This is a genomic window from Paenibacillus sp. 276b, assembly GCF_900107875.1.
Classification (GTDB): domain Bacteria; phylum Bacillota; class Bacilli; order Paenibacillales; family Paenibacillaceae; genus Paenibacillus; species Paenibacillus marchantiae.
In genome coordinates this window covers 22,901-45,072 of the sequence record NZ_FNRR01000004.1, presented here as the reverse complement: position 1 = coordinate 45,072, position 22,172 = coordinate 22,901, and the positions used below count along the sequence as shown (strand labels likewise).

General features: G+C 47.9%; 19 protein-coding genes. 3 read left to right on the top strand and 16 right to left on the bottom strand.

Translation table 11 applies throughout. From position 1 onward, the window contains the following. Window positions 1–109 precede the first annotated feature (109 nt). A complete protein-coding gene (locus BLV50_RS19425; protein ID WP_090809490.1) occupies window positions 110–1,261 on the bottom strand; it encodes a cysteine desulfurase family protein in 1,152 nt (383 codons plus the stop codon). A gap of 124 nt (window positions 1,262–1,385) precedes the next feature. Further along, window positions 1,386–1,805, bottom strand: a complete 420-nt coding sequence (gene cymR / locus BLV50_RS19420) for a cysteine metabolism transcriptional regulator CymR (protein ID WP_063566846.1) — start codon at window positions 1,803–1,805, stop codon at window positions 1,386–1,388. Between the two features lie 323 nt (window positions 1,806–2,128). Here cymR and mnmA point away from each other — a divergent pair, with 323 nt between their 5' ends. Beyond that, window positions 2,129–3,253: a tRNA 2-thiouridine(34) synthase MnmA gene (mnmA, locus tag BLV50_RS19415; RefSeq protein ID WP_064635858.1), complete on the top strand. Its 1,125-nt coding sequence runs from the start codon at window positions 2,129–2,131 to the stop codon at window positions 3,251–3,253. Window positions 3,254–3,394: 141 nt separating this feature from the next. Here the strand turns inward: mnmA and crcB (BLV50_RS19410) are convergent, their stop codons facing one another. Genes crcB (BLV50_RS19410) through BLV50_RS19395 form a run of 4 tightly spaced genes read right to left on the bottom strand, consistent with a single transcriptional unit; the run spans window position 3,395 to window position 6,420 of the window. Continuing rightward, a complete protein-coding gene (crcB, locus tag BLV50_RS19410; protein ID WP_090809487.1) occupies window positions 3,395–3,754 on the bottom strand; it encodes a fluoride efflux transporter CrcB in 360 nt (119 codons plus the stop codon). Next, window positions 3,751–4,152 carry a fluoride efflux transporter CrcB gene (gene crcB / locus BLV50_RS19405; RefSeq protein WP_090809485.1) on the bottom strand — a complete coding sequence of 134 codons (402 nt, stop codon included), beginning with the start codon at window positions 4,150–4,152 and terminating at the stop codon, window positions 3,751–3,753. The genes crcB (BLV50_RS19410) and crcB (BLV50_RS19405) overlap by 4 nt, the downstream gene beginning before the upstream one ends. Before the next feature lie 28 nt (window positions 4,153–4,180). Next, a complete protein-coding gene (locus BLV50_RS19400) occupies window positions 4,181–5,488 on the bottom strand; it encodes a replication-associated recombination protein A (protein ID WP_090809483.1) in 1,308 nt (435 codons plus the stop codon). Window positions 5,489–5,541: 53 nt separating this feature from the next. Further along, window positions 5,542–6,420 (bottom strand): LysR family transcriptional regulator, encoded by an 879-nt coding sequence (locus tag BLV50_RS19395; RefSeq protein ID WP_090809481.1) that lies wholly within the window; start codon window positions 6,418–6,420, stop codon window positions 5,542–5,544. A gap of 162 nt (window positions 6,421–6,582) precedes the next feature. Here BLV50_RS19395 and BLV50_RS19390 point away from each other — a divergent pair, with 162 nt between their 5' ends. Both BLV50_RS19390 and BLV50_RS19385 read left to right on the top strand, forming a co-directional pair. Continuing rightward, window positions 6,583–7,323, top strand: coding sequence for an SDR family NAD(P)-dependent oxidoreductase (locus BLV50_RS19390; RefSeq protein ID WP_090809980.1), 741 nt, complete (start codon window positions 6,583–6,585; stop codon window positions 7,321–7,323). A 28-nt stretch (window positions 7,324–7,351) separates the two neighbouring features. Continuing rightward, a complete protein-coding gene (locus BLV50_RS19385; RefSeq protein ID WP_090809478.1) occupies window positions 7,352–8,254 on the top strand; it encodes a DMT family transporter in 903 nt (300 codons plus the stop codon). A gap of 135 nt (window positions 8,255–8,389) precedes the next feature. Here BLV50_RS19385 and BLV50_RS19380 read toward each other — a convergent pair whose 3' ends face one another. The 10 genes from BLV50_RS19380 to BLV50_RS32840 all read right to left on the bottom strand — a co-directional run bounded on the left by BLV50_RS19380 (window position 8,390) and on the right by BLV50_RS32840 (window position 22,135). Beyond that, entirely contained in the window at window positions 8,390–10,576 is a 2,187-nt protein-coding gene (locus BLV50_RS19380; protein WP_090809476.1) for a HelD family protein, read from the bottom strand. A 177-nt stretch (window positions 10,577–10,753) separates the two neighbouring features. Then, on the bottom strand, window positions 10,754–12,547 hold the full coding sequence (locus BLV50_RS19375) for an ABC transporter ATP-binding protein (protein WP_079697681.1): 1,794 nt from the start codon (window positions 12,545–12,547) through the stop codon (window positions 10,754–10,756). Window positions 12,548–12,616: 69 nt separating this feature from the next. Further along, window positions 12,617–13,915, bottom strand: a complete 1,299-nt coding sequence (locus BLV50_RS19370; protein WP_090809474.1) for an NCS2 family permease — start codon at window positions 13,913–13,915, stop codon at window positions 12,617–12,619. Between the two features lie 195 nt (window positions 13,916–14,110). Further along, the gene (locus BLV50_RS19365; protein WP_024633055.1) at window positions 14,111–14,869 is read right to left on the bottom strand and encodes a tRNA threonylcarbamoyladenosine dehydratase; all 759 of its coding nucleotides are present in this window, start codon (window positions 14,867–14,869) and stop codon (window positions 14,111–14,113) included. An 18-nt stretch (window positions 14,870–14,887) separates the two neighbouring features. After that, window positions 14,888–16,666: an aspartate--tRNA ligase gene (gene aspS / locus BLV50_RS19360; RefSeq protein WP_063567716.1), complete on the bottom strand. Its 1,779-nt coding sequence runs from the start codon at window positions 16,664–16,666 to the stop codon at window positions 14,888–14,890. A gap of 203 nt (window positions 16,667–16,869) precedes the next feature. Continuing rightward, window positions 16,870–18,123, bottom strand: a complete 1,254-nt coding sequence (hisS, locus tag BLV50_RS19355) for a histidine--tRNA ligase (RefSeq protein WP_072734765.1) — start codon at window positions 18,121–18,123, stop codon at window positions 16,870–16,872. Between the two features lie 606 nt (window positions 18,124–18,729). After that, window positions 18,730–19,998: an SEC-C metal-binding domain-containing protein gene (locus tag BLV50_RS19350; protein ID WP_090809472.1), complete on the bottom strand. Its 1,269-nt coding sequence runs from the start codon at window positions 19,996–19,998 to the stop codon at window positions 18,730–18,732. Window positions 19,999–20,613: 615 nt separating this feature from the next. Further along, the gene (locus BLV50_RS19345; protein ID WP_063567713.1) at window positions 20,614–21,060 is read right to left on the bottom strand and encodes a hypothetical protein; all 447 of its coding nucleotides are present in this window, start codon (window positions 21,058–21,060) and stop codon (window positions 20,614–20,616) included. 115 nt (window positions 21,061–21,175) lie between these two features. After that, entirely contained in the window at window positions 21,176–21,682 is a 507-nt protein-coding gene (locus tag BLV50_RS19340; protein WP_072734768.1) for a type 1 glutamine amidotransferase domain-containing protein, read from the bottom strand. 285 nt (window positions 21,683–21,967) lie between these two features. Then, window positions 21,968–22,135 carry a hypothetical protein gene (locus BLV50_RS32840; protein ID WP_157258400.1) on the bottom strand — a complete coding sequence of 56 codons (168 nt, stop codon included), beginning with the start codon at window positions 22,133–22,135 and terminating at the stop codon, window positions 21,968–21,970. Window positions 22,136–22,172: the final 37 nt, after the last annotated feature.

Sequence of the window (22,172 nt, the reverse complement as noted above, 5' to 3'; positions counted from 1 at the left end):
ATGCCCAAAGTTGATGAGTGGCAATCAGACGCCGATCATCAAAACCGCTTCTATCCAACCGATGAAATGGAACTTCTTCCCTCCTTCTGTTCCATGTGCAAAGAGCCCCTTAGGCTCTATTACGCAGTCGCCCAAGAATGGTTCCAATTTTTTCGGCGGTTATCATGATTTCTTCCGTAGTATTACCCAACCCCCAGCTAAAACGAATCGCGGAATGCAAAAATGTCTCCGGCAGCTTCATCGCTTTCAGCACATGGGATACTTCGAGGGAACCGGAAGTACATGCCGAACCGCTCGCAACTGCGATGCCTTCCATATCCAGATTCATGAGCATCGTCTCTGTGGATACTTCCGGAAAGCTGATGTTTAGGATATTAGGCAGCGTAAATTCCGGATGTCCGTTGACATGAAAATGCTCCGCCCCTACATGCTGCTCCAGTTGTTCCAGAAGTACTGATCGCAATGCCAAATCATGTTCACGGCGAGCATCCGCTTGTTCTCCTGATATTTTCAACGCCTCCGCAAAACCAGCGATACCCGCTATATTCTCGGTACCCGCCCGTCGTTGCCGTTCCTGAAGGCCACCATGAGATCTCGCTTCCAGTACAATTCCGCGCCGTACGTATAGTGCACCCACGCCTTGAGGGCCATTAGTTTTATGAGCAGAGAAGCTGATCAGATCCACAGGCAGTTCCTTGCAAGATATTTCCTGGGTGCCAAGAGCCTGAACTGCATCGGTATGGAACAAAATATCATGTTGACGAGCCAGTTCACCAATTTCGCGGATAGGCTGAATCGTACCCACTTCATTATTGGCATACATCATGGTGATCAGCACTGTGTCTGGCCGGATGGCATCTTTCAGCTCTTCCAAACGTATTCTTCCGTACTCATCTACAGGCAAATAGGTCACGTCATAGCCTTGTCGCTCCAACTCCTGACAAGTATGCAGTACCGCATGATGCTCAATGGCCGTTGTAATGATGTGCCGTCCCCGTTCATTTCTCGCTGAAACTGCGCCAAATATCGCCAGATTGTCACTTTCCGTGCCGCCTCCGGTGAATACGAGTTCATCTGGGAAACAACCCAAAGACGCCGCAATGACATCCCTTGCTCCACTGACGGTCCGTTTGGCTTCACGCCCAAAGGCATGGATACTTGATGCATTGCCATATTGCCCTGTCATAACTTTCATCATCGCTTCCGCGACTTGTGGGTGCATAGGTGTCGATGCGGCGTGATCCAAATATATTCTTTTCATTGATTTCACCCCGTTATATGTTGGACTTCCATATTTTCAAACCATTAAAGAAGCTTGTTGCACGGCTAAAGCCCCCAAATAGGGGGCTTTAGTGTGTCGTCTGTGATGCTCATCATCAACTATATTAGATATAGAACATGTAGCTGTCTTTTTGCTCCTGATCCTGGAATGTAATCAGATCCTTCAGCGTTGTTGAATCCAATACTTCTGCAATGCCATCACGGATGCGCAACCACAAATCGCGCTTCGCCGGATCATCTTCCTCCGTGAAATCCACTGGAGAGATTGGACCTTCCAGTACACGAATAACATCCCCTGCCGTTACGGTAGCAGGATCGCCTGCCAGAATGTAACCGCCGTAGGCGCCACGGATACTCTTGACCAGTCCTGCATTACGCAGGGGAGCGATCAATTGCTCCAGATAATGCTCCGAGAGCTGGTTGCGCTCGGCAATACTTTTCAAAGATGTAGGGCCTTCGCCTGTTCTGGCTGCCAGCTCCATCATGATTGTGAGCCCATAACGGCCCTTTGTCGATATTTTCAAAGGAGTCACCTCTTTCAATTTTCGAAAAAACAAGTTGTAAAACATAAAATAACAGGATGTGGTCCAAGACCGTCTTTCTAGGATCCGCCACAGCGGGATATGAAAAATACAGACCTATTCCCTCTAATCCTCCGTATTCCGATCATAACCCTCAGCTAATGTTAACATATCTGCATGCTTTATGGAAAAAAAAGATTGACGAAATTCCAAAATGTGCGCCTGTGGTGGACACTATCCAAAGTTGGCCGGGTGTATCGTAACTTGAGTCCGGTTATGCTAGAATAAGAAACGAAACACATTTATATAGAGAAATGGTGATAACGATGTCCAAAACAATTGAAAATACACGGGTCGTCGTTGGCATGTCCGGAGGTGTCGATTCTTCCGTCACCGCACTGCTGCTGAAGGAGCAGGGTTACGATGTCATCGGCATTTTCATGAAAAACTGGGATGACACGGACGAGTTCGGCCACTGTACTGCTGAAGAAGATTCAGAGGACGTACGCCGGGTTTGCGAACAGATCGGCATTCCTTACTACACTGTCAACTTCGAGAAAGAGTACTTTGATAAAGTATTTTCCTATTTCCTTGATGAATATAAGTCGGGTCGGACTCCGAATCCTGATGTCATGTGTAATCGTGAGATCAAATTCGGCGAATTCCTGAACAAAGCACTGGATCTCGGCGCTGATTATGTGGCTACAGGCCACTATGCTCGCCTCATTGAAGAAGATGGAACGTTCAAACTGCTGCGCGGTGTGGACAGTAACAAAGACCAAACGTACTTCCTCAATGCACTGAATCAGAACCAGCTGTCCAAAGCCATGTTCCCGATTGGTCATCTTCCAAAACCGGAAGTGCGCAAGATTGCAGAAGCAGCTGGCCTGTACACCGCGAAGAAAAAAGATAGCACAGGTGTCTGCTTCATCGGCGAGCGCAACTTCAAAGAGTTCCTGAGCAACTATCTTCCTGCCAAAGGTGGAGACATGGTTGATATTGCAACCGGAGAAGTGAAGGGCCGTCATGATGGTCTGATGTACTATACGCTTGGACAACGTCAAGGTCTCGGCATTGGCGGTTCCGGTAATGGTGAACCCTGGTTCGTGGCAGACAAGGATTTGGAGAAAAATCAACTGCTTGTCGTTCAAGGCGATGCACATGCAAGCCTGTATTCAACCGGTCTGACTGCAACAGGTGTAAACTGGATCGCAGGTGCAGCACACATGCCTAACGTACCATTCCGTTGTACCGCCAAATTCCGCTATCGTCAGCCGGATCAGGGTGTAACCCTGACATGGCAGGAAGATGGCAGCGTGGATGTACAGTTTGACCAACAGCAAAAAGCGATCACGCCAGGTCAAGCCGTTGTGTTTTATGATGGAGATGTGTGTCTCGGCGGCGGAACGATCGATCAGGTTCAAAAAGTGCCTGTACCGGCGCTGCAATAGATTCAATAACAGAAATGAATCCATCCCCATATGGATTTTGTATAATACCGTGTATTCCTATAACAAAAGCCATCTTTCATGTATACCATGACGGATGGCTTTTTTCCTTCTTTTTCCTGCAAAAAAAATAATTATTTTCACTTATGCAGCCAGCCACACTCCTGCAAAAGAAGCCGCAACCCCCAGCAGTACCGAACTGATGACGTATATAAATGCTCTTAAGTAACGTTCCTGCCCCATCAAACCAAGGGTCTCATATCCAAATGTAGAGAATGTGGTATACGCTCCGCAAAATCCAGTCCCCCAAATCACCCAGACTTCTTCCGGGATTGAAGCTGACTTATGCCAGCCATAGAGTAATCCAAGTAACAGAGAACCACTGATATTAATGACCCATGTCCCCCATGGGAAGGCCGTTCCGAGCGAACCGGATATCCATCGACCCAAACTGTAGCGAATCACCGCACCCAGCATTCCTGCAAGTCCAATCCAGATGATCATGGTGCAACACCATCCTGCGTCGGTTTACTCAGCATTCGCTGTCCAACTTTAATCCCCAATGCACACAGCAATAACCCTGCAAATACACTCACAACGAGGTATATAACAGCCTTACCCCACATTCCTCCCTCGGATAAACGGACCATATCGAGAGTAAAGGTGGAGAATGTAGTGAATGCCCCGGTAAACCCCGTACCAATTGCAAGACGAAGTTGAGGCGTTATTTTACCTGGAACAGCTATGGTGAAGAACCAACCCAAAAACAGGCTCCCGATGGCATTGATCAGCAGCACTGCCCAAGGAAAGCCCTCATTGGCTGCTGGCATCCATAACTGTATCCCATATCGGCATAACGTACCCAAAATTCCACCGATTCCAATATAGAATATTTCTTTCATCGTTCAAGCATCTCCCGGGTCATGGATCTTACAGCTCTCTGCGCCGCTGCTGGTTTAGACGAATCTTGGATTCATTGCCTTGTTCTGTTGCTTCATAGAAAATACGGCGTGAGAGCTGTTTCGGTAAATATTCCTGCTTCACATAATGGCCCGGATAATTATGAGGGTATTGGTAACCTTCATGTCCCAGCTTCACTGCACCGGAATAATGGGTATCCCTCAGATGAAGAGGGACTTCAGCCGATTTCACCTCATCAATGGCATTCATCGCTTTCGAGATCGCAGTGTACACCGCATTGGACTTCGGACTTTCAACAGCAAACAGGATCGCTTGGGCAATGTTCAGCTTGGCTTCAGGCCAGCCATTATTGCGATAAGCATCCAGCGCCCCAATGGCCTGGGTCATCGCTTGCGGATTCGCAAGTCCAATATCTTCACTGCTCGCTGCAATCAGACGACGTATAAACGTCATCGGGTCCATGCCCAGCTTCTCTACCGCATACAAAAACCAGAACAGTGCTGCATCACTGGAACCCCGGATACTTTTATGAAATGCCGACAATACATCATATTGTGTCGATTCATCTGCCTTCACAATCGGACGACGAATAGATTCTTCAGCTACATCAAGCGTAATGTGAATCGAGCCGTTCTTCTCTGGCGGTGTAGTCAGTGCAGCAAGTTCCAAGGCGTTCAGCGCACGCCGAATATCGCCATTTGCCATCGTCGCAATATGCTCCAATGCCTCCTCGTCTGCCTGCAGATCCATGAATCCCAAACCTTTATCCACATCCGTCAGTGCCCGGCGCATCGCAATCAGGGAATGCTCTTTGTTCAAAGACTCCAGCTGAAACAGCGTGGAACGGCTCATCAAGGCCCCATTCACATAATGAAAGGGATTCTCTGTCGTTGCACCGATAAAAATGATCGTGCCCTTCTCTACTGCAGGCAGCAGTGCATCCTGACGTGAACTATTAAAACGGTGTACTTCGTCGAGGAACAAAATGGTTTTTGTTCCGTACAACTGCTTGTTCGTTTGCGCCTGCTCGATGACTTCACGTACATCTTTGACAGAAGCATCCACCGCATTCAGACGGACAAACTGTCCTTGGGTATGCTGGGAAATAATATGTGCCAGTGTCGTCTTGCCACATCCCGGAGGACCATAAAGCAAGATAGACGAGATCTGATCCGCTACGATAGCGCGCCGAAGCAATTTCCCCGGTCCAATAATGTGTTCTTGCCCAATATATTCATCAAGACGCTCTGGCCGCATGCGGTCAGCGAGCAGTCTTGCTTGAGGTTCTGAATCTTGCTGAAACGAAAATAAATCCATTGCTCATCACTTCCTTAACGGATTGCCTTTACTTGTTCCTTATTAAATTCTGATTAATCGCTATTCTCTATCATATCATACTCCCGCGGCAGCATACCCATAAATGCGCCAAGCGCACTGCTGACAAAAGCATCCTTGCGCGTAATAAAATGAGTCATCATCCGATTCATGCCTGCCGGGAGTGTGTGCTTGCGCAGTGATCCATTTTCGATCTGATGCCGAATGACGATTTCGGGTAACAGTGAAATTCCCATACCGGATGTAACCCCGCTAATAATCGCTTCAAGGGTTCCAAATTCCATAATGACCGGACGGGTTACACCGCTAGCCGATAACCATTCCTCCAAAATCTGACGATACGAACATCCCATGCTGTAGACCAGAATCGGTTTACTGGTGAGTTCTTCATCTTCTGGTCCCATACCAGAGGAGACAACGAATAGTTCTTCATCGAATACGGGAGTAGAAGCAATATCAGGGTGATCACATGAACAACCGATAAACGCCCCTTCCAATTCATACCCAATAACCTGATCCATAAGCACTTGAGAGTTACCTGTATTCAAAGATAAGGAGACAGCCGGATGCTGTTTATAATATTTCGCAAAAAGCTCAGGTAAACGTACTGCTGCGGCAGTCTGCGTGGAGCCTATGCGTAGTGGTCCAGAAGGTTCAATTGTAGAGCTCAACGCTTTACCAGCCTCATCGAGCAGGCCTACAATTTTATCCGCATACGTCAGAAGCATCTCACCTGCTGGAGATAACGTCATCCCCCGATTATGACGAATAAACAGCACTGTCCCTACTTCGGATTCCAGATGTCGTATCCTTGCTGTCACATTGGACTGCACGTAACCGAGGCGCTCCGCAGCTCGGGTCAGATTCCCCTCTTGTGCGACACATTGAAATATCCTTAAATCCCCACTTTCCATAGTAACCTCCCAAATAAAACGATATCCATTCTGACATCATTTAAAATGATATCTAATCCATTAACAATCATTATACAGTATAGCTGCTTCGAGCTACAATCGGGGTAATCAGAACACAGCAACTTACTACTGGCTGAGTTCACTTAAGGAGTGTTAATAATGATGAACTGGACGAACACTGTAGCTTTGGTAACAGGAGGTGGTACGGGTATAGGCCGAGCTACCAGTATACTGCTCGCTAATCGTGGAGCAACCGTTGCCGTCAATTACTCCCGTTCCCAGGATGAGGCCGAAGAGACTGTACAACATATTCTGAATGCGGGAGGTCAAGCTTTTGCAGTTCAGGCTAATGTGGGTTCAGATGTCGAGGTTCGTCAAATGGTAGCCTTTATCACTAATAAAGTTGGCCCTGTGACCGCACTCGTAAATAACGCCAGCATTACGCATCATATCCCAATGAAGGATCTGGAATCCGTAACGGATGACATATGGAATGAACTATATGACGTTAATGTTAAAGGCATGTTTTACTGCGCACGAGCTGTAGCGAAAGGAATGCAGCAGGCAGGTCAAGGCGCAATCGTTAACCTAGGCAGCATCGCTGGCAGCACAGGATCTGGGTCCTCCCTTCCTTACGCAGTTTCCAAAGCAGCAGTACACGGTTTGACGAAGTCTTTGGCACACTCGCTATCCCCCGATATTCGGGTTAACGCTATCATTCCGGGTGCAGTCGCAACCCGATGGTGGGCAGGAAAGGAAGAACAAATGCATCGTCTGGGTGGTGAATTATTGTTGCAGCGAATAGCGGCAAGCGAAGACATTGCACATATGATATGCGCCGCGTTGGAGCAACCATCCATGACCGGGCAACTGATTACAGTAGATAGTGGTCAGACGTTATGAGCACGATAAGCCAAAGGGAGGAATCCTGATGAAGCCTTTAAAATATACGTTGCTGATCCTTGTTACAACTCTCATCATGGGAACCTCGTTTCCCGTAGGCAAAATCGGTATGATGTATGCTCCTCCCTTTTTGTTAATGGGACTTCGCTATATATTGGCAGGAGCACTACTTGCATGGCTCATCAGAAAACGCCCCATGCCTGTGGGGTGGAAACAGTGGATGCAAATCGCCGTAATCGGTCTGTTCCAGTCAGCGGGAGTGATGGGCTGTGCCTACTACAGCATGAACTGGATCAGTTCGGGAGAGTCCGCCATAATCACCTTTACGAATCCGTTGCTTGTCATCATCCTGAGTGCTGCTCTATTTGGTGTGTCCTATCGTTTTAGCCAGTGGACCGGTGTGGTTCTCGGATTTGTCGGAGTGGCGTTGACCTTTGGATTTCATCTGAGCTTGAGTCCTGGGACATGGATTGGGTTTGGCGGCGCTGTCTCCTTTGCTGTATCCACGTTGCTCATTAAGCGCTGGGGAGCTGCTCATGATACATTTGTACTTACCGCTTACCAAATGCTCGCTGGAGGGGCAGTACTGCTTCTACTGAGTGTGTTTACAGAGCAGCCTCATTTTATCGTAAATACAACGTCCATCGTTGTCCTGGTTTGGCTGACAATTTTCTGTTCCATCATTCAGTTCACCCTCTGGTTTTATTTGCTGCAGAACACAGATCCGGCCAAAACCAGTTCCTTTCTTTTTCTGGCACCGCTGTTTGGACTGCTGTCGAGCTTCGTCTTGTTGGAAGAGCATGTCGGCTGGATTGTGGGTGCAGGTGGGGTAATGATCTGTCTGGGCATTTTCCTGGTTAATCGTCATCCCGCCAGTCATAAGTCAGTTCTGGATAAACCGGGTTTGACCCAACGCACACCTGCAAGTTGACCAGCAGAAGAATAACAGCGAAACTTTAGGTTAGCCACTCGATAATAATACTCATCTGAAAAGTACAAAAAAGAGCATGGTGCTTTAACGGCGCCATGCTCTTTCTATATTCATGCTATGTTCAACAACAAGGATTCACTCTGCCTTGCTGTCAGGCCAACCCTGGATGGCAACAGACTCACCTTCCAGATTGTGGGTTGCAGCAGCATAGTCTGGCAATGGGCCGTCGTGGAATAACCACAGTTCATGCAATGCCCGTGTACAGCCAACGTACAACAGCTTCGCATCACCCGCATTGGGCAAATAGTGTTTCTCATCGCTATCCGCTACGATAACTGCATCAAACTCCAACCCTTTCGACAAATAGACAGGTAAAACGGAATGACCGCCTGTGTACTGTTTTTTGCCGCCGTCAATCAAGTTCAGATCCCAGCCTGCCGCCTGGAGTTCATGGTGAAGCTCCTTTGCCTCACGCAGGGTACGGGTCAGAATAGAGACTGTGCGATAGTCTTTGACCGTTAAGAGCTTCAGAGCCTGTTCGAGGCTTGCTGTGCGCCCTTCTACCCCATAGGATAATGTCCGTACAGGATCACCACTCCGGAATACAGGAATCGCCGTAATACCGCTCTTGACGCCCCGCTCCAGAATCGTATTGGCATAATCGATAATTTCCATTGTCGAGCGATAACTCCGGGTCAATGCAAAGTATGCATTCTGTTCCTCGGGAAACAGGGAACTCATCTCTTCCCACGCGTGAACACCACGGTACTCATGGATACCTTGGGACAGATCACCCAGTATGGTGAAGGAATGCCCTTTGACGAACTGATCCAATAGCGCCACATGAAAAGGAGAAAAGTCCTGCGCTTCATCAATGACGACGTGATCGAATCGCTCGGAGCCTTCAATATCATGAACCAAGGTATGAATGTACACCAATGCAGGCAAATCCTCTTCACGGATAATATCCTGCTTCAGATCTGCAGCCGTTTGCTTCATCACCAATTTGGGAATAAGCCCGCTGAGCGAGGCAGGTACCGAACCGCCTTTAACAACCTTAAACAGCTGTTTGTACAGCGTAAGCGGTTCATATTGAGGCCATTTTTTGGCGTAGGCCTTCTCACGGGTTGCCGCTTTCTTCTTACGCTCTTTGCGAACAGCTTCCGGGGAAGGTTTCTTGAGTTCCATCTCAATCCAGCGGTGAATACGCGCCATAACCCGCTCTTTGCGTTTCGCCAGCGGATAATGTTTGTACTCATCCCCGAACCAGTTCTCAATCTCGGCTTTGCTGAGCACTGCACCATCCCATGGGCTGAAGTCCATATCAGGTACGGATTCCTCTTCCATCCCGGATAGCCACTCCCCAATCAGTTCCATGAAGCGGATCGAGCCTTTATAACGCCCGGGCACATCATCATTGAGTTCAGGACGTGCATCCGGCGTTTCAAACCAGGTGTTCAATGTCTCCGACGTGTCCGCCAAAGGCAGGTCCAGCCCCAGTAGGTTCATCGCCCAATCCGGGAATGTACGCTGCTGAATATCTCCTACACCGAGCTCTGGGAGTACATCTGATATGTAATCCAGGAACATGTGGTTGGGTGCGAAAATAACCATTTTCTCCGCTGATACCTGTTCCTTGTATTGATATAGCAAAAAGGCAAGCCGATGCAGTGCGACGGTTGTTTTACCCGAACCGGCCACACCCTGAATGATCAATGCGGTGTTTCTCGCCGCACGAATGATCTGATCCTGCTCCGCCTGAATGGTGGATACGATATCACGGAGCTTGTTGTCCTTGTTCTCTCCCAATCGATACACAAGGAATTCATCCGATACAGCTGGCTGGTCACTGTCCCGATTGTACGTATCCGCTACACGTTCCAATATACGCTGCCGAATAACAACGTTTCGTTTCAGATAAACCAGGCCCTCAATAAGTCCCTCTGGGGCTTCATACGTTGCGGAGGCTTCCCCTCCGGTAAATGAGTAAAACAGGCTTGCGACAGGAGCACGCCAATCGATGACGAGCGGATGCTCTCCCACCTCTTCGCGGTCTACGCCGATTTTGCCAATATACAGCGGTTTCCGTGCACCACTGCCCTGTTCTTCGAAATCCAAGCGTCCGAAATAGGGTTGCTGCGCGCTCTTGGACAAGGCGGTGCGGCGCTCTTCACGTCCGGCCTCCAGCACTTGCTCTGTGAAGTCGTGGCCGGTGTATACCGGGATATTCTGCAGCCGTTCCAGCTGACTGTCCACTTCCTTCATCGTTCGCTCTAACCTGTACTCTTCTTCTTGATAGGCACTTTGAAAGCTGTCTGACATGTTTCAGTTACCTCCTAAGAATATGTTTTGCTCTGCATAGTCAATCGCTGACGACACAAAAGGATACCCACTATATCATATTGATGTATAAAAAGCTACAGTAGCCTGGATAGCAAAATGAAAGAAACCGCTGTTCCTGTTCGCAAAGAACAGATGAACAACGGTCATCCTTTAACATCATACCGGCTCAGAATCCGGCTTCCCATCCTGTGCCACAAACTGTTTCTGTGCCAGTTCACGGTATACCGGATGGTTGCTAATTAGCTCCGCATGTGTTCCGGTTCCCGTCACATGTCCCTGTTCCAGAACAACAATCTGATCAGAATCGACAACGGTGGACAATCGATGTGCAATAACAACTGTCGTTCGTCCTTCCATCAGATTGGACAAGGCTTGCTGTACCTCATGTTCCGAGGTGCTGTCCAGACTGGACGTCGCTTCATCCAGCATCAGAATATCCGGGCTGCGCAGCAGTGCACGAGCAATAGCGATTCGTTGACGTTGACCACCGGAGAGCTTGATTCCGCGTTCTCCCACTTCTGTATCGTAGCCCTGAGGCAGTTTATCAATAAAAGCGGAGGAATAAGCCATTTCTGCCGCCTGTCTAATTTCGTCCATACTCGCCTCACGGCCCAGCCCGTATGTCATGTTTTCCTTAATTGTGCCTGCCATCAGAGGGCTCTCCTGTGATACATATCCAATCTTGCTTCGCCAGGAGGCTAATGAATAATCCGTTATAGCTTGTCCACCATACGATATACTGCCCGACCCCGGAAGATAGAACTGTTCCAACAGGGAGAACAGCGTTGATTTCCCACTGCCGCTTGGCCCAACAATGGCCGTCACTTTACGGGCCGGAACGGTCAGATTAATTCCATGCAGTACCTCTTCCCCTGTTACATAAGAGAAGTGCAGGTTGTTAAATGTAATTGTCTCATTGCCCTTAGGAGCTATTGCTGTGCTATGACGAGGTTCTTCTTCATGTGCCAGAATGGCCTGAATGCGTTCTGTCGCACCGACAACCTTTTGCAGACGTGAGTACAGTGTCGTAAATTGCCCCATCGGCATAATCACTTGGAACAACAACAGAATGAAGGCGACCAGTTCACCCGGAGACAGCAAGCCAGAAGCTACCCGCATGCCGCCAACACCCAGAATAACAACCAGTACAGCCGTCATGACAAACGTAAAGAGTGGACCAATCAACGCCAAAATCCGCGCTTCCTGGAGTCCAAAAGCAAACATCTTCCCAATACGGGAATCGCCTGCTTCCGCCTCCTGTTTCTCCGTACCATAAGCTTTCACCAAACGAATCTCGCCAATGACTTGGCTGAGCACCGAAGTAAGACCTGCCATTTCGTCCTGCTGCTTTTTGGAGATTTTGTACATTTTACGACCAACAGGCAGCAGGATGAGTAGCGTTAGCGGCACCAGACTCAGAATAATGAGTGACATGACCCAGTCCAGATAGAAAAGCAACGCTACCCCGCCCACAACCGCAACGATATTGGATACAAAAGAAACGAGATAATCCGCAATTAGCGTCATAATCTGACTTGTATCATTCGTGATTCGACTCATCGTATCACCCGTACGATTCCGGTCGAAATATGGCATCGGCAAGGATAACACCTTGTTCCACAGCTTCGTTCGCAATGTCGCAACCACCCGTTGACCTGCATAGTTCAACATATAGATGCTGATGCCTGAAGCGATAGCCTGAATAACAAATGCCCCCAGCAGCAGGAAAATAACGGACTTGTTCAGCGCAGACATCGTGAGCCCATCAATCAGGCCTTTGGTCATCAGCGGAACAATCAGTCCGGCTGTCGTCTGAATAAGTGTCAGGATCAACGCTATGATCAGAATAAGCTTCGGTGGATTTGTGGCAGCAATCAGCTTCACAAAATCCTTGAATCCCTTTTTTCCTATTTTCGATTCAGCTTGACCTGCCTGTTGTTGCTCTTCCATTTCCGTTCCCCCGTTCTCTCCTTGTTCACCAGAGATCATACGTACGAACTACATTACGTTTCCTGTCTTTTACAATATCCCATGCAGCACGAAATTGGCCAAAAACAGGATGGCAATGCCATACATGACTTTAGGCACCTGTTTGCCCTGACCCGCCGCCAGCTTCGCCACCGGATACGCAATGAATCCAAATGCCATACCGTCCACGATGCTATACGTAAATGGAATCATGACCATGATCAAAAAAGCCGGAAAAGCTTCCGTGAAATCACTGAAATCCATATCCTTCACACTTTGTACCATCAAGCCGCCAATAATGATCAAAATCGGTGCAATAGCACTGTCCGGAATATAACCCAACAGCGGAATAAAGAAGAACGTTGCACCAAACAGCACTGCGGTAACCAGTGGAGTCAAGCCTGTCCGCCCACCTGCTGCTATGCCCGCTGTTGTCTCCGCCGCAGCTACAGTAGGGCTGCTGCCAAAAATTCCAGCAAAAATATTCGAGATCGACAGCGCCCGCAAACTGCCCTTAAACCTTTGGGGGCGACCAATAAGATGGGTTTGGGCTGTGATCAGGCCGATGTTCTCAAATACAACAATCAGCAACAACAGAAATACAGCAATCCAGAACGATAGATCCAACAGATTTGCGAAGGACAGCTGGGCAAACAAACCGCCGTATTGATGCAGTGCTTCTGTGGCAGACACCGGATCACCTGGTTTTACAGCACCAAGCACATAAGCTAGTCCTGTTCCCGCCAAAATACTTATCAGAAGCCCGCCTTGTACATTGCGTATAAATAAAATCAAGGCGATAACAAGAGTGACACAGGCGGTGATCACTCCAGGATCATTAAAATGTCCGATCGCCACAAACGTGGTCTGGTGTGCGATGACGATTCCGCTTTTTTGCAGACCGATGAACGTCAGGAACAAACCAATCCCCACCGTAATGCCATGCTGCAGGTTTTTCGGAATGGCCTCACTAATCATTTTATATAACGATGTAAAAGCTACGACTGCAAATAGCACACCTGTGACAGATACAACCGCCAAGGCTTCCTGCCAGCTCAATTTCATCGAATGTACAAGTGTATAAGTGAAAAATGCATTGATGCCCATGCCAGGTACAACGATAATCGGCGACTTACCCCCAAATGCCATCAGCAAACAACCTGCGATGGACGTCAGCAGTGTACCCACCATTGCCGCCTGTAGCGGCATTCCGGCATCGGCCAGAATTGTTGCATTGACCATTACGATATACACCACGGCAAAATAGGAAATGGCCCCCGCCACAATTTCCTTCTTCCACTGGTCCCCCGGCTCCATGCCAAGACGTCTGGTCATCCATCCTTGTTTCATTCGTTCCGTTCCCCTCTCTCTATGTAAGCCGAACAAATGTAGTTATTAGTTACCATCATTTCGCACAGCACCACATATCATACACGGTTTTGGGATTGAAGTACATCACGTAACCCTGACATTTGTTAAGGTTTTGCGCATGCAAAAAAAGCGCAGGTACCTTGTCGGCACCTTCGCTTTTCCATTCACAACAGATTACTGCTGCTTATTCTCTGCAATTTCGATCAGTTCCTTGACGGCCACACTGACCATGATCAGTCCGGCTACCGGAGGAACAAAGGCGTTACTCGCTGGCGGCTGTTTGGCCTTGCGAATCTCCGGCGCATTCTCAGGAACGATTTTCTGTGTTACATCTTCGCGTGGTTTGAGCGGCTTTTCGGTTGAAAAGACCACTTTCACACCTTTTTTAATACCGTCTTTGCGAAGTGTCGTACGGACAACACGAGCAATCGGGTCCATGGTCGTTTTCGAAATGTCCGCAACCTGGAATTTCGTCGGGTCCATTTTGTTTGCCGCACCCATGCTGGAAATGACCGGAATCTTCCGTTTGAGGCATTCTTTGATCAGGTGGATTTTGTAAATGATCGTGTCCGACGCATCCAACACATAATCCAGCTCATATTTGAACAATTCCTCATACGTTTCTTCCGTGTAAAACATATTCAGTGCAATCGCGTCGCACTCCGGATTGATGAGCTTCACGCGCTCCACCATCAGATCTGCTTTTTTCTGACCAACGGTCGTGGTCAAAGCATGAATCTGACGATTGATGTTGGTGATATCCACTACGTCTTTATCAATCAGAATGATACGGCCAACACCACTGCGGGCAAGAGCTTCCACTGCAATACCGCCCACGCCGCCGATGCCGAGCACAGCTACTGTACTATTTTTCAGGGCGTTCAGACCTTCAGGTCCGATAGCCAGTTCTGTTCTTGAAAATTGATGGAGCATTGAGAATCGATGCCTCCTTTATTTCTTTTCCGCCACCGGTTTACGGGCTACGCGGATGTGAAGTTGTTCCAATTGGGAGTTATCCACTTCAGAAGGTGCATTCATGAGCAGATCCGTTGCACTTGCCGTTTTCGGGAAGGCAATCGTTTCACGCAGATTCGTGCGACCTGCCAGCAGCATCACCAGACGGTCGAGACCAAAAGCGATTCCGCCGTGTGGTGGCGTTCCATATTCAAATGCTTCGAGCAGATATCCGAATTTCTCGTTGGCCACTTCCGGAGAAAGTCCCAGAGCAGCGAACATTTTTTCTTGAACATCACGTTTGTAGATACGCATCGAACCGCCGCCCACTTCATAACCATTCAGAACAAGGTCATAGGCTTGAGCGCGAATTGCACCTGGATCTGTGTCAAAAAGATGCACATCTTCGTCTTTAGGACGTGTGAACGGATGGTGTTCTGCTACATAACGTTTGGCATCTTCATCGTACCCAAGCAATGGGAAGTCCACAACCCATGCAAATTTGAATTTGCTGTCATCAATCAGGCCCAGTTGACGACCGATTTTCAGACGAAGTGCGCCCAGTACATCTGCAACCACTTTTTTGGTGTCAGCAGAGAAGAGCAACAAGTCGCCTTCTTCAGCGCCAGTACGTTCTTTGACTGCTTCGATCTCTTCTGGCGTAAAGAACTTCACGATTGGCCCTTTGAACTCGCCATCTTTGACTTGAATCCATGCCAATCCTTTTGCACCGTAACGCGCTGCGAATGGTCCGAGGTCATCGATTTCTTTACGGCTCCATGTACCACAGCCTTTGGCGTTCAGAACTTTCACTTCTCCACCTTTTTCGATGACAGAAGCAAATACTTTCACACCACTGTTAGCTACGATATCGTTCATTTCAACCAGTTCCATGCCAAAACGCAGGTCCGGTTTGTCTGAACCGTATTTACCCATTGCATCTGCATACGTAATCCGTTGGAAAGGCAGTTCCAGCTCAATACCTTTCGTTTCACGCAGCAATTTGGCCATCAGCTCTTCCATCATTGGCAGCAGGTCATCCTGTTGCAGGAAGGAAGTCTCGATGTCGACTTGGGTGAACTCCGGTTGACGGTCCGCACGCAAATCTTCATCACGGAAACAACGAGCGATCTGATAGTAACGCTCAAGTCCGCCGACCATCAGCAATTGTTTGTAAATTTGCGGGGATTGCGGCAGGGCGAAGAATTCACCTTCATGCACACGGCTTGGTACGAGATAATCACGCGCACCTTCCGGGGAGCTCTTGGTCAGGATTGGTGTTTCTACTTCAACGAATTCTTCTCCATCCAGATAATCACGGAACACTTTGGATGCTTTGGAACGCAATTTCAATGTTTCAAACATTTCCGGACGACGCAAGTCCAGGTAACGATATTTCAAACGAAGCGACTCGTCGACTTCCACACCATCTTCGATGAAGAATGGAGGTGTTTTTGCCGCGTTCAGTACTTCAATCTCGGTAATTTGCACTTCGATTTCACCTGTAGGCAGGTTTTTGTTTACTGTCTCTTCGTCACGTTTAACCACTTTACCCGTTACTGCGATAACGTACTCGCTCCGCACTCTGTCAGCGATTTGCAATGCTTCGCCAGAGTAAGCCGGGTTGAAAACAACTTGTACAATTCCGCTGCGGTCACGCAGATCGATAAACAGTACGCCCCCCAGGTCACGGCGGGTCTGTACCCAGCCGTTCAATGTTACGGTCTCACCGATGTGTGCGGGTGTTAATGCGCCGCAATGATGACTTCTTTTCATAACCAAACTCCTCTTATGTGAATTTCCGTTCTGTATGGGCGGGCAGAGCCCGCTATTCAACAGTGCGGTTGCGTGAAGACGATTTTATTCAAATGGCATGTTATTACCTCTGGCTCTCCAACTTCCGATTAATCGGAAACATTGGTGAACCTCCGTAATTTTGCCGGATCAATTGTTGCTATTTTACAGTTTCAAACTCGTGCTTATTTACTTCCGCGTATAGCAGATACCAGATCATCCAGCTTCACCGTTTGTTGTTCACCTGTATCCATGGACTTCAGGGCAATTTCCCCGCGTTCCAGCTCATCATCACCCAGAATGGCAGTGTAACGGGCTTTGAATCGGTCAGCAGATTTCATCTGAGCTTTCATCTTGCGACCGAGATAGTCGCGTTCACCGGACAGACCGGATTGACGAAGCTTAAACAGCTGACGGTTGACTTCACGATCGGCAGCTTCACCGAGAGCAACAAAATACACATCCAGTGGAGCAAGGGAACTAACATCAATGTTCTGGTGTTCCAGAATCAGTTGAATACGCTCCAGACCGATACCGAAACCAATACCAGGCTGATCCGGTCCACCGATATCTCCAACGAGGCCATTGTATCTGCCGCCACCGCCGACTGTATCAATCGCCCCAATACCTTGGGCTTTCAGTTCAAAAGCAGTCAATGTGTAGTAATCCAAGCCGCGCACCAGACGATTGTTCACCGCGTAATCTACGCCAAAATCATCCAGATACTCTTTCAGCTTAGCAAAGTGGTTCAATGATTCTTCATCCAGACTATCCAGTATGGACGGTGCCCCTACGAATTTGTCCTGATCAACTTTGCAGTCAAGCACACGCAGCGGATTACGTTCCATCCGGGATTGGCAGTCCTTGCACAGGCTGTCCTTCATCGGTCTGAGGAATCCAAGCAATTTTTCGCGATATTCTGCACGGCTAGTTGGGTTACCCACCGAGTTGATCTCGACTTTGACATCTTTCAATCCCAGTTCCACACACAGTTGATACCCAAGCGCAATGACTTCAGCATCGATTGCTGGATCAAGGGCACCGATGGCTTCTACACCGAACTGGTGGAACTGACGCTGGCGACCTGCTTGCGGACGTTCATAACGGAACATCGGACCGATGTAATAGAGCTTGCTCACATCCGGTTCGCCATAAATTTTATTTTCCACATAAGCGCGGACAACACCCGCTGTCCCCTCCGGACGAAGGGTCATGCTGCGGTCCCCTTTATCATTGAAGGTGTACATTTCTTTTTCAACAATATCGGTTGTTTCCCCAACGCCACGTACAAATAAAGAAGTCTGTTCGAAGATCGGTGTGCGAATCTCGCGGTAATTATAACGGCGACACAGATCACGCGCTTTTTCCTCTACGAACTGCCACTTTTCCACAACACCAGGCAGCAAGTCTTGCGTTCCAGTCGGTTTTTGAAAAGCCATCTTTCATCCCTCCAGCATCTATTTTTCTCTGTATATCAAAAAAATCCCTCGCCCTGTCGCTGTATAAACAGCAAACAAAGGGACGAGGGATTGTGTTTACACATTCACCCGTGGTACCACCCACATTCCGGAATCCCTGACACTTTCGCCGTTCAGGTGATCATGTAATGATCTAAGGTTGCTCCAGGCAAGCCGATCACACAGATCATTCCGCTCTACGTATAACGCACGCCCTGCGCAGGCCAGCTAATAACCATCAGATGTAAATCTAATGTGTTCGCTGTCTGTTCTCGGGGAAGTCATTCGTCCGCTCATCAAGAGAATCCTTACAGCCAAGGGATTCTTCTCTGTTCATGTGGGCACGGAGTACTTGGTCCCGTCATCAAATCATCAAGTTATATCGTTTAAAGTTATTATATAACGTTTAAAGTTAATTTATTTTCTGATTGTAATGAACCGCAGTGCTAAAGTCAAGGGCTAACACAAAAAGATAGCACTAGAAAAAAATATTCACACGTCATACGGAATGCATAGTCCACAGAAATCAAGACTAATAGAAGCTGGACTCATCAAATGAATTCCAACTTCTATTGCCTTCTTATATCTCTATTGTTTCAGCATCCACTTCAGCAGATCCGGCACATTCGCCCATAGACGGGAGTGCATAATGACATATTCAATCGCTTCGTCGGAATTGCCCATCCCGACAAAATCAGGGAGGTTATACGGCAGCTGCTTCAAACCCAGCAGATAATCAGGCACATGGTTGTTCACACCCCGGGCCACACGGTACAGCATTTTGAGCTGGGAGGTGATTCCGTTCTTCTTATACTCCAGAATGATCTGGTCATAGGCAAAGGCGGCTGCAGCGTCATCTTTCCCATACTTCTCCATCAGTTGCTCTGCCTGCTCCAATTGGTTGCTGTACAAATACACAGCAGCGAGCAGGTAACGCGCTCCGGTATTGTCTTCCGTATTAAGCTCCAAAATATGCTCCAGGATTTGTGCCGCTTCGTTGGCATCTCCGCCAAACCAGCAGGATTCAGCGTAGCTTTTGCATATTCGGATATATGGACGAGTCTCATGAAGCGCCCAAAAGTTCCCCTTATTCTTCTCAAAAAACAGTTCGCCCAGTTCGCGTTCGCCAGCAGCGATTCCGCCCTTGAGGTAAGCTCGTGCATCAGACTCATTGTCCGATTCCTCAGCCAGAATACGATACGCATCAGAGCTGTCAGAATACATCTCCAGGGCCGTTTTCGCCAGCTGTATTCTGCGTTTGGAAGAACTGGCTTCCATCGCCTTATGTAGCAGAGCCTGCGCTTTGTCCTTCGATGTACCTGGGCTGTTCAGAATCATCAGCTCGTCCGTTTCTCCACCCATGCCGTATTCTTCGATGTATTCGAACATCTCCTTAACCTTTCGGGAGATCGTTGATGTCGTTACCTCATATTTATCTGACAGCTCAGCCTTCGAAACATTGAAGCCGTATTCCTCAGACAGCAAGTACTCGATTGCAGCAAAGAACGAGCCTGTCTTCTTCACAGTAGGGCGGGTCTGACGGGAATAGCCATTCCATAGCAACAGAGCTTCCAATATCAGCTCCCGCTCGTAATGGTTCCTCATGTTCTCAATAAGCTGCAGGGCCAGCTGTTCGTGAGCCTGATGCTCCCATTTCAGTTCGCGCTCCACCATCTTTTTCAGTTTGGTCAAGGTTAGTTTGCTCTCAGGCTGAATCGAGACTTCCTGGACATGCTGCTCCGTTGATATCAGCCCCAGTATGGATTCTACCGCAGAAGGCTCCTTGCCCAGACAGCATTTCTTATATTTTTTCCCGCTTCCGCACGGGCATAAATCATTTCTTCCAACCTTACTCAAAACTAATTCCCCCTTAAATCTGTCACTAGCCATTCGAATGAGAACACTGTTGCTTTAGCATTATAGGTGTCATTTCTCAAACGAGGCATTCTATATAACTTACAATTTCTAGCATCAAGCAGAAACGGTTGCCGCCCTTATATAAGGGCGGGGCCGTTTCAGCGAGTATATGTTCATCTAGAATATAACGATCACTCTGGCGATGAATTCCTCATACTCTCGATCATAGGATTGGATTTGCCTGAGCCCAATCGCTGGAAGCTTGATTTACCGTCCAATATAGCCCAACTATGAAAACAATGCGCTTTAAAATACATTAACCCATTTCTCTATTCTAGCAAAAAATTTAAATAAGGGGTAAGCTTCGCCCAAAACATACAAATTCTCATCTCAAAAAAAAAACCTGCACACGGTGTGCAGGCTCAAAGGATATATAAAAAAAGGGGGTCATGTGTGTTATTATAAACGGGCTATGTTAAAGGCTTATGTAACTAATATTACAGTAATATTACAAAAATGATAGCGCTTTATAATTTGTTGTTTTCTCCATTATAAAAGCCCCTGCAGATGGCCCTGACATGGAAGTCAGACCCTGCAAGGGCTTCATACTACATATTAATTCAATTCTTCCACATAAGCTTGGTTGGAACGAAGTTTATGAACGATTTCCTCATAATCCTCATCCCTTACTTTGGCAGACAAAACATAATGCAGATCGTCATAGTCAGCCGAGGACACATCCGCAGCATCCAACAGATTGCCATCCCCATTAACATTATCTCGGGTACCTCGCTCGGTATCACGATCCACATTGCTGACGACCGGGATTACATTTTCGCTGGCGGGAACCCCAGGTGCTGCACCCACTCCCATGGCTCCATTGGTTCCTACGCCACCCGCTGTGTTATAAGGCACCAGAGGTACCATAATCCGTTTGTCTCTGCCAACCGCGCTATCCAGTTGCCCTACCTCCAAATGCTCTGTACGGAACGTCTGAAGTGAGGTTCTTGCCCCCTCTGCCTCGTCCTCGGTCCGAAAATACGCCTGAATATGTTTTGTCATGTCAAACCCTCCTTTATCGGAATAAATGCATTGGTGTAACGAAAACTTAGAAGCTTTGAGCTTCAATCTTCATTTTAATCAGTAATCACATTATCGTACGGTCCGCCCCAAGTCATTAAATGACTTTTAACAACTCGCGGACAAATGCCGGTTCATCGGCAGGCGTACGGGATGTAATATAATTTCCATCTACAACAGCTTCATGATCCTTGAATTCTGCCCCTGCGTTCACCATATCATCCTTGAGCGGTGGATAGGCTGTAATCGTACGGCCTTTCAACAGATTCGCACTTGCCAGAATTTGCGGACCGTGGCAGATCGCCGCGATAGGTTTCTTCGCACTGTTGATCTCCGTTACGAATTTCAGGATATGTGCGTCTGTACGCAAATTTTCAGGAGAAGATCCACCAGGAATGACAACTGCGTCGTAATCCGAAGCCGAGACCTCAGCGATCGCTTTGTCCGAAGTATAGGAGGCTTTACCACCTTTACCTTTCAGCGTCTCTCCTGCTTTCAAGCCGATAATTTCCACGTCGTGTCCGGCTTTTTTCACCTCATCATATGGAACCTGCATTTCCGAATCTTCAAAATCATTCGCCAATAAAAAAGCAACTTTACTCATAACGTATGTTCTCCTTTCCGTGTTCGAAATTTCTTGAAATCGGGTATTCGCAGAAATTGTTGGTGTACATTTCTTGTTCATTGCCCGTAATAAATACTGAACCTGGCACGCCATCGTGCCTCGTTCTGTTATTACCCTAACCAGAGCCGTTTATAACATGACGAGCCTGTATTATTTTGACTTTGATCAGACCATCTGATTCAGCTACAGTTAAGTTCCATAACAAAAAAAGTCCTGATTCGATGATCGAATCAAGACTTTTCATTCATTCCAAATGGTCAGCACTCAGTCACGCGGAAGACGGCTCTGCTCCCCTTTGTCCGAATCCTGAAGGGCCCAAACCGTTGTTGTACACTCGGCAGCAGCGCGGGCAAGCTTCAGGGACTCATACAGGTTTCCAGGCAGAAGCAAAGGTTCTATTCGGGAACGTGTTTCCTTGACGGATTGGCGCATAATGGGTGGGATACTCCTTTGATCATCTTATGTTAAT

Excerpts from the sequence above, each read along its gene's own strand:
- BLV50_RS19425 (WP_090809490.1), bottom strand. The coding sequence starts at position 1,261 with ATGAAAAGAATATATTTGGATCACGCCGCATCGACACCTATGCACCCA.
- mnmA (WP_064635858.1), top strand. The coding sequence starts at position 2,129 with ATGTCCAAAACAATTGAAAATACACGGGTCGTCGTTGGCATGTCCGGA.
- crcB (WP_090809487.1), bottom strand. The coding sequence starts at position 3,754 with ATGATCATCTGGATTGGACTTGCAGGAATGCTGGGTGCGGTGATTCGC.
- crcB (WP_090809485.1), bottom strand. The coding sequence starts at position 4,152 with ATGAAAGAAATATTCTATATTGGAATCGGTGGAATTTTGGGTACGTTA.
- BLV50_RS19400 (WP_090809483.1), bottom strand. The coding sequence starts at position 5,488 with ATGGATTTATTTTCGTTTCAGCAAGATTCAGAACCTCAAGCAAGACTG.
- BLV50_RS19395 (WP_090809481.1), bottom strand. The coding sequence starts at position 6,420 with ATGGAAAGTGGGGATTTAAGGATATTTCAATGTGTCGCACAAGAGGGG.
- BLV50_RS19390 (WP_090809980.1), top strand. The coding sequence starts at position 6,583 with ATGAACTGGACGAACACTGTAGCTTTGGTAACAGGAGGTGGTACGGGT.
- BLV50_RS19385 (WP_090809478.1), top strand. The coding sequence starts at position 7,352 with ATGAAGCCTTTAAAATATACGTTGCTGATCCTTGTTACAACTCTCATC.
- BLV50_RS19380 (WP_090809476.1), bottom strand. The coding sequence starts at position 10,576 with ATGTCAGACAGCTTTCAAAGTGCCTATCAAGAAGAAGAGTACAGGTTA.
- BLV50_RS19375 (WP_079697681.1), bottom strand. The coding sequence starts at position 12,547 with ATGGAAGAGCAACAACAGGCAGGTCAAGCTGAATCGAAAATAGGAAAA.
- BLV50_RS19370 (WP_090809474.1), bottom strand. The coding sequence starts at position 13,915 with ATGAAACAAGGATGGATGACCAGACGTCTTGGCATGGAGCCGGGGGAC.
- BLV50_RS19365 (WP_024633055.1), bottom strand. The coding sequence starts at position 14,869 with ATGCTCCATCAATTTTCAAGAACAGAACTGGCTATCGGACCTGAAGGT.
- aspS (WP_063567716.1), bottom strand. The coding sequence starts at position 16,666 with ATGAAAAGAAGTCATCATTGCGGCGCATTAACACCCGCACACATCGGT.
- hisS (WP_072734765.1), bottom strand. The coding sequence starts at position 18,123 with ATGGCTTTTCAAAAACCGACTGGAACGCAAGACTTGCTGCCTGGTGTT.
- BLV50_RS19345 (WP_063567713.1), bottom strand. The coding sequence starts at position 21,060 with ATGACAAAACATATTCAGGCGTATTTTCGGACCGAGGACGAGGCAGAG.
- BLV50_RS19340 (WP_072734768.1), bottom strand. The coding sequence starts at position 21,682 with ATGAGTAAAGTTGCTTTTTTATTGGCGAATGATTTTGAAGATTCGGAA.
- BLV50_RS32840 (WP_157258400.1), bottom strand. The coding sequence starts at position 22,135 with ATGCGCCAATCCGTCAAGGAAACACGTTCCCGAATAGAACCTTTGCTT.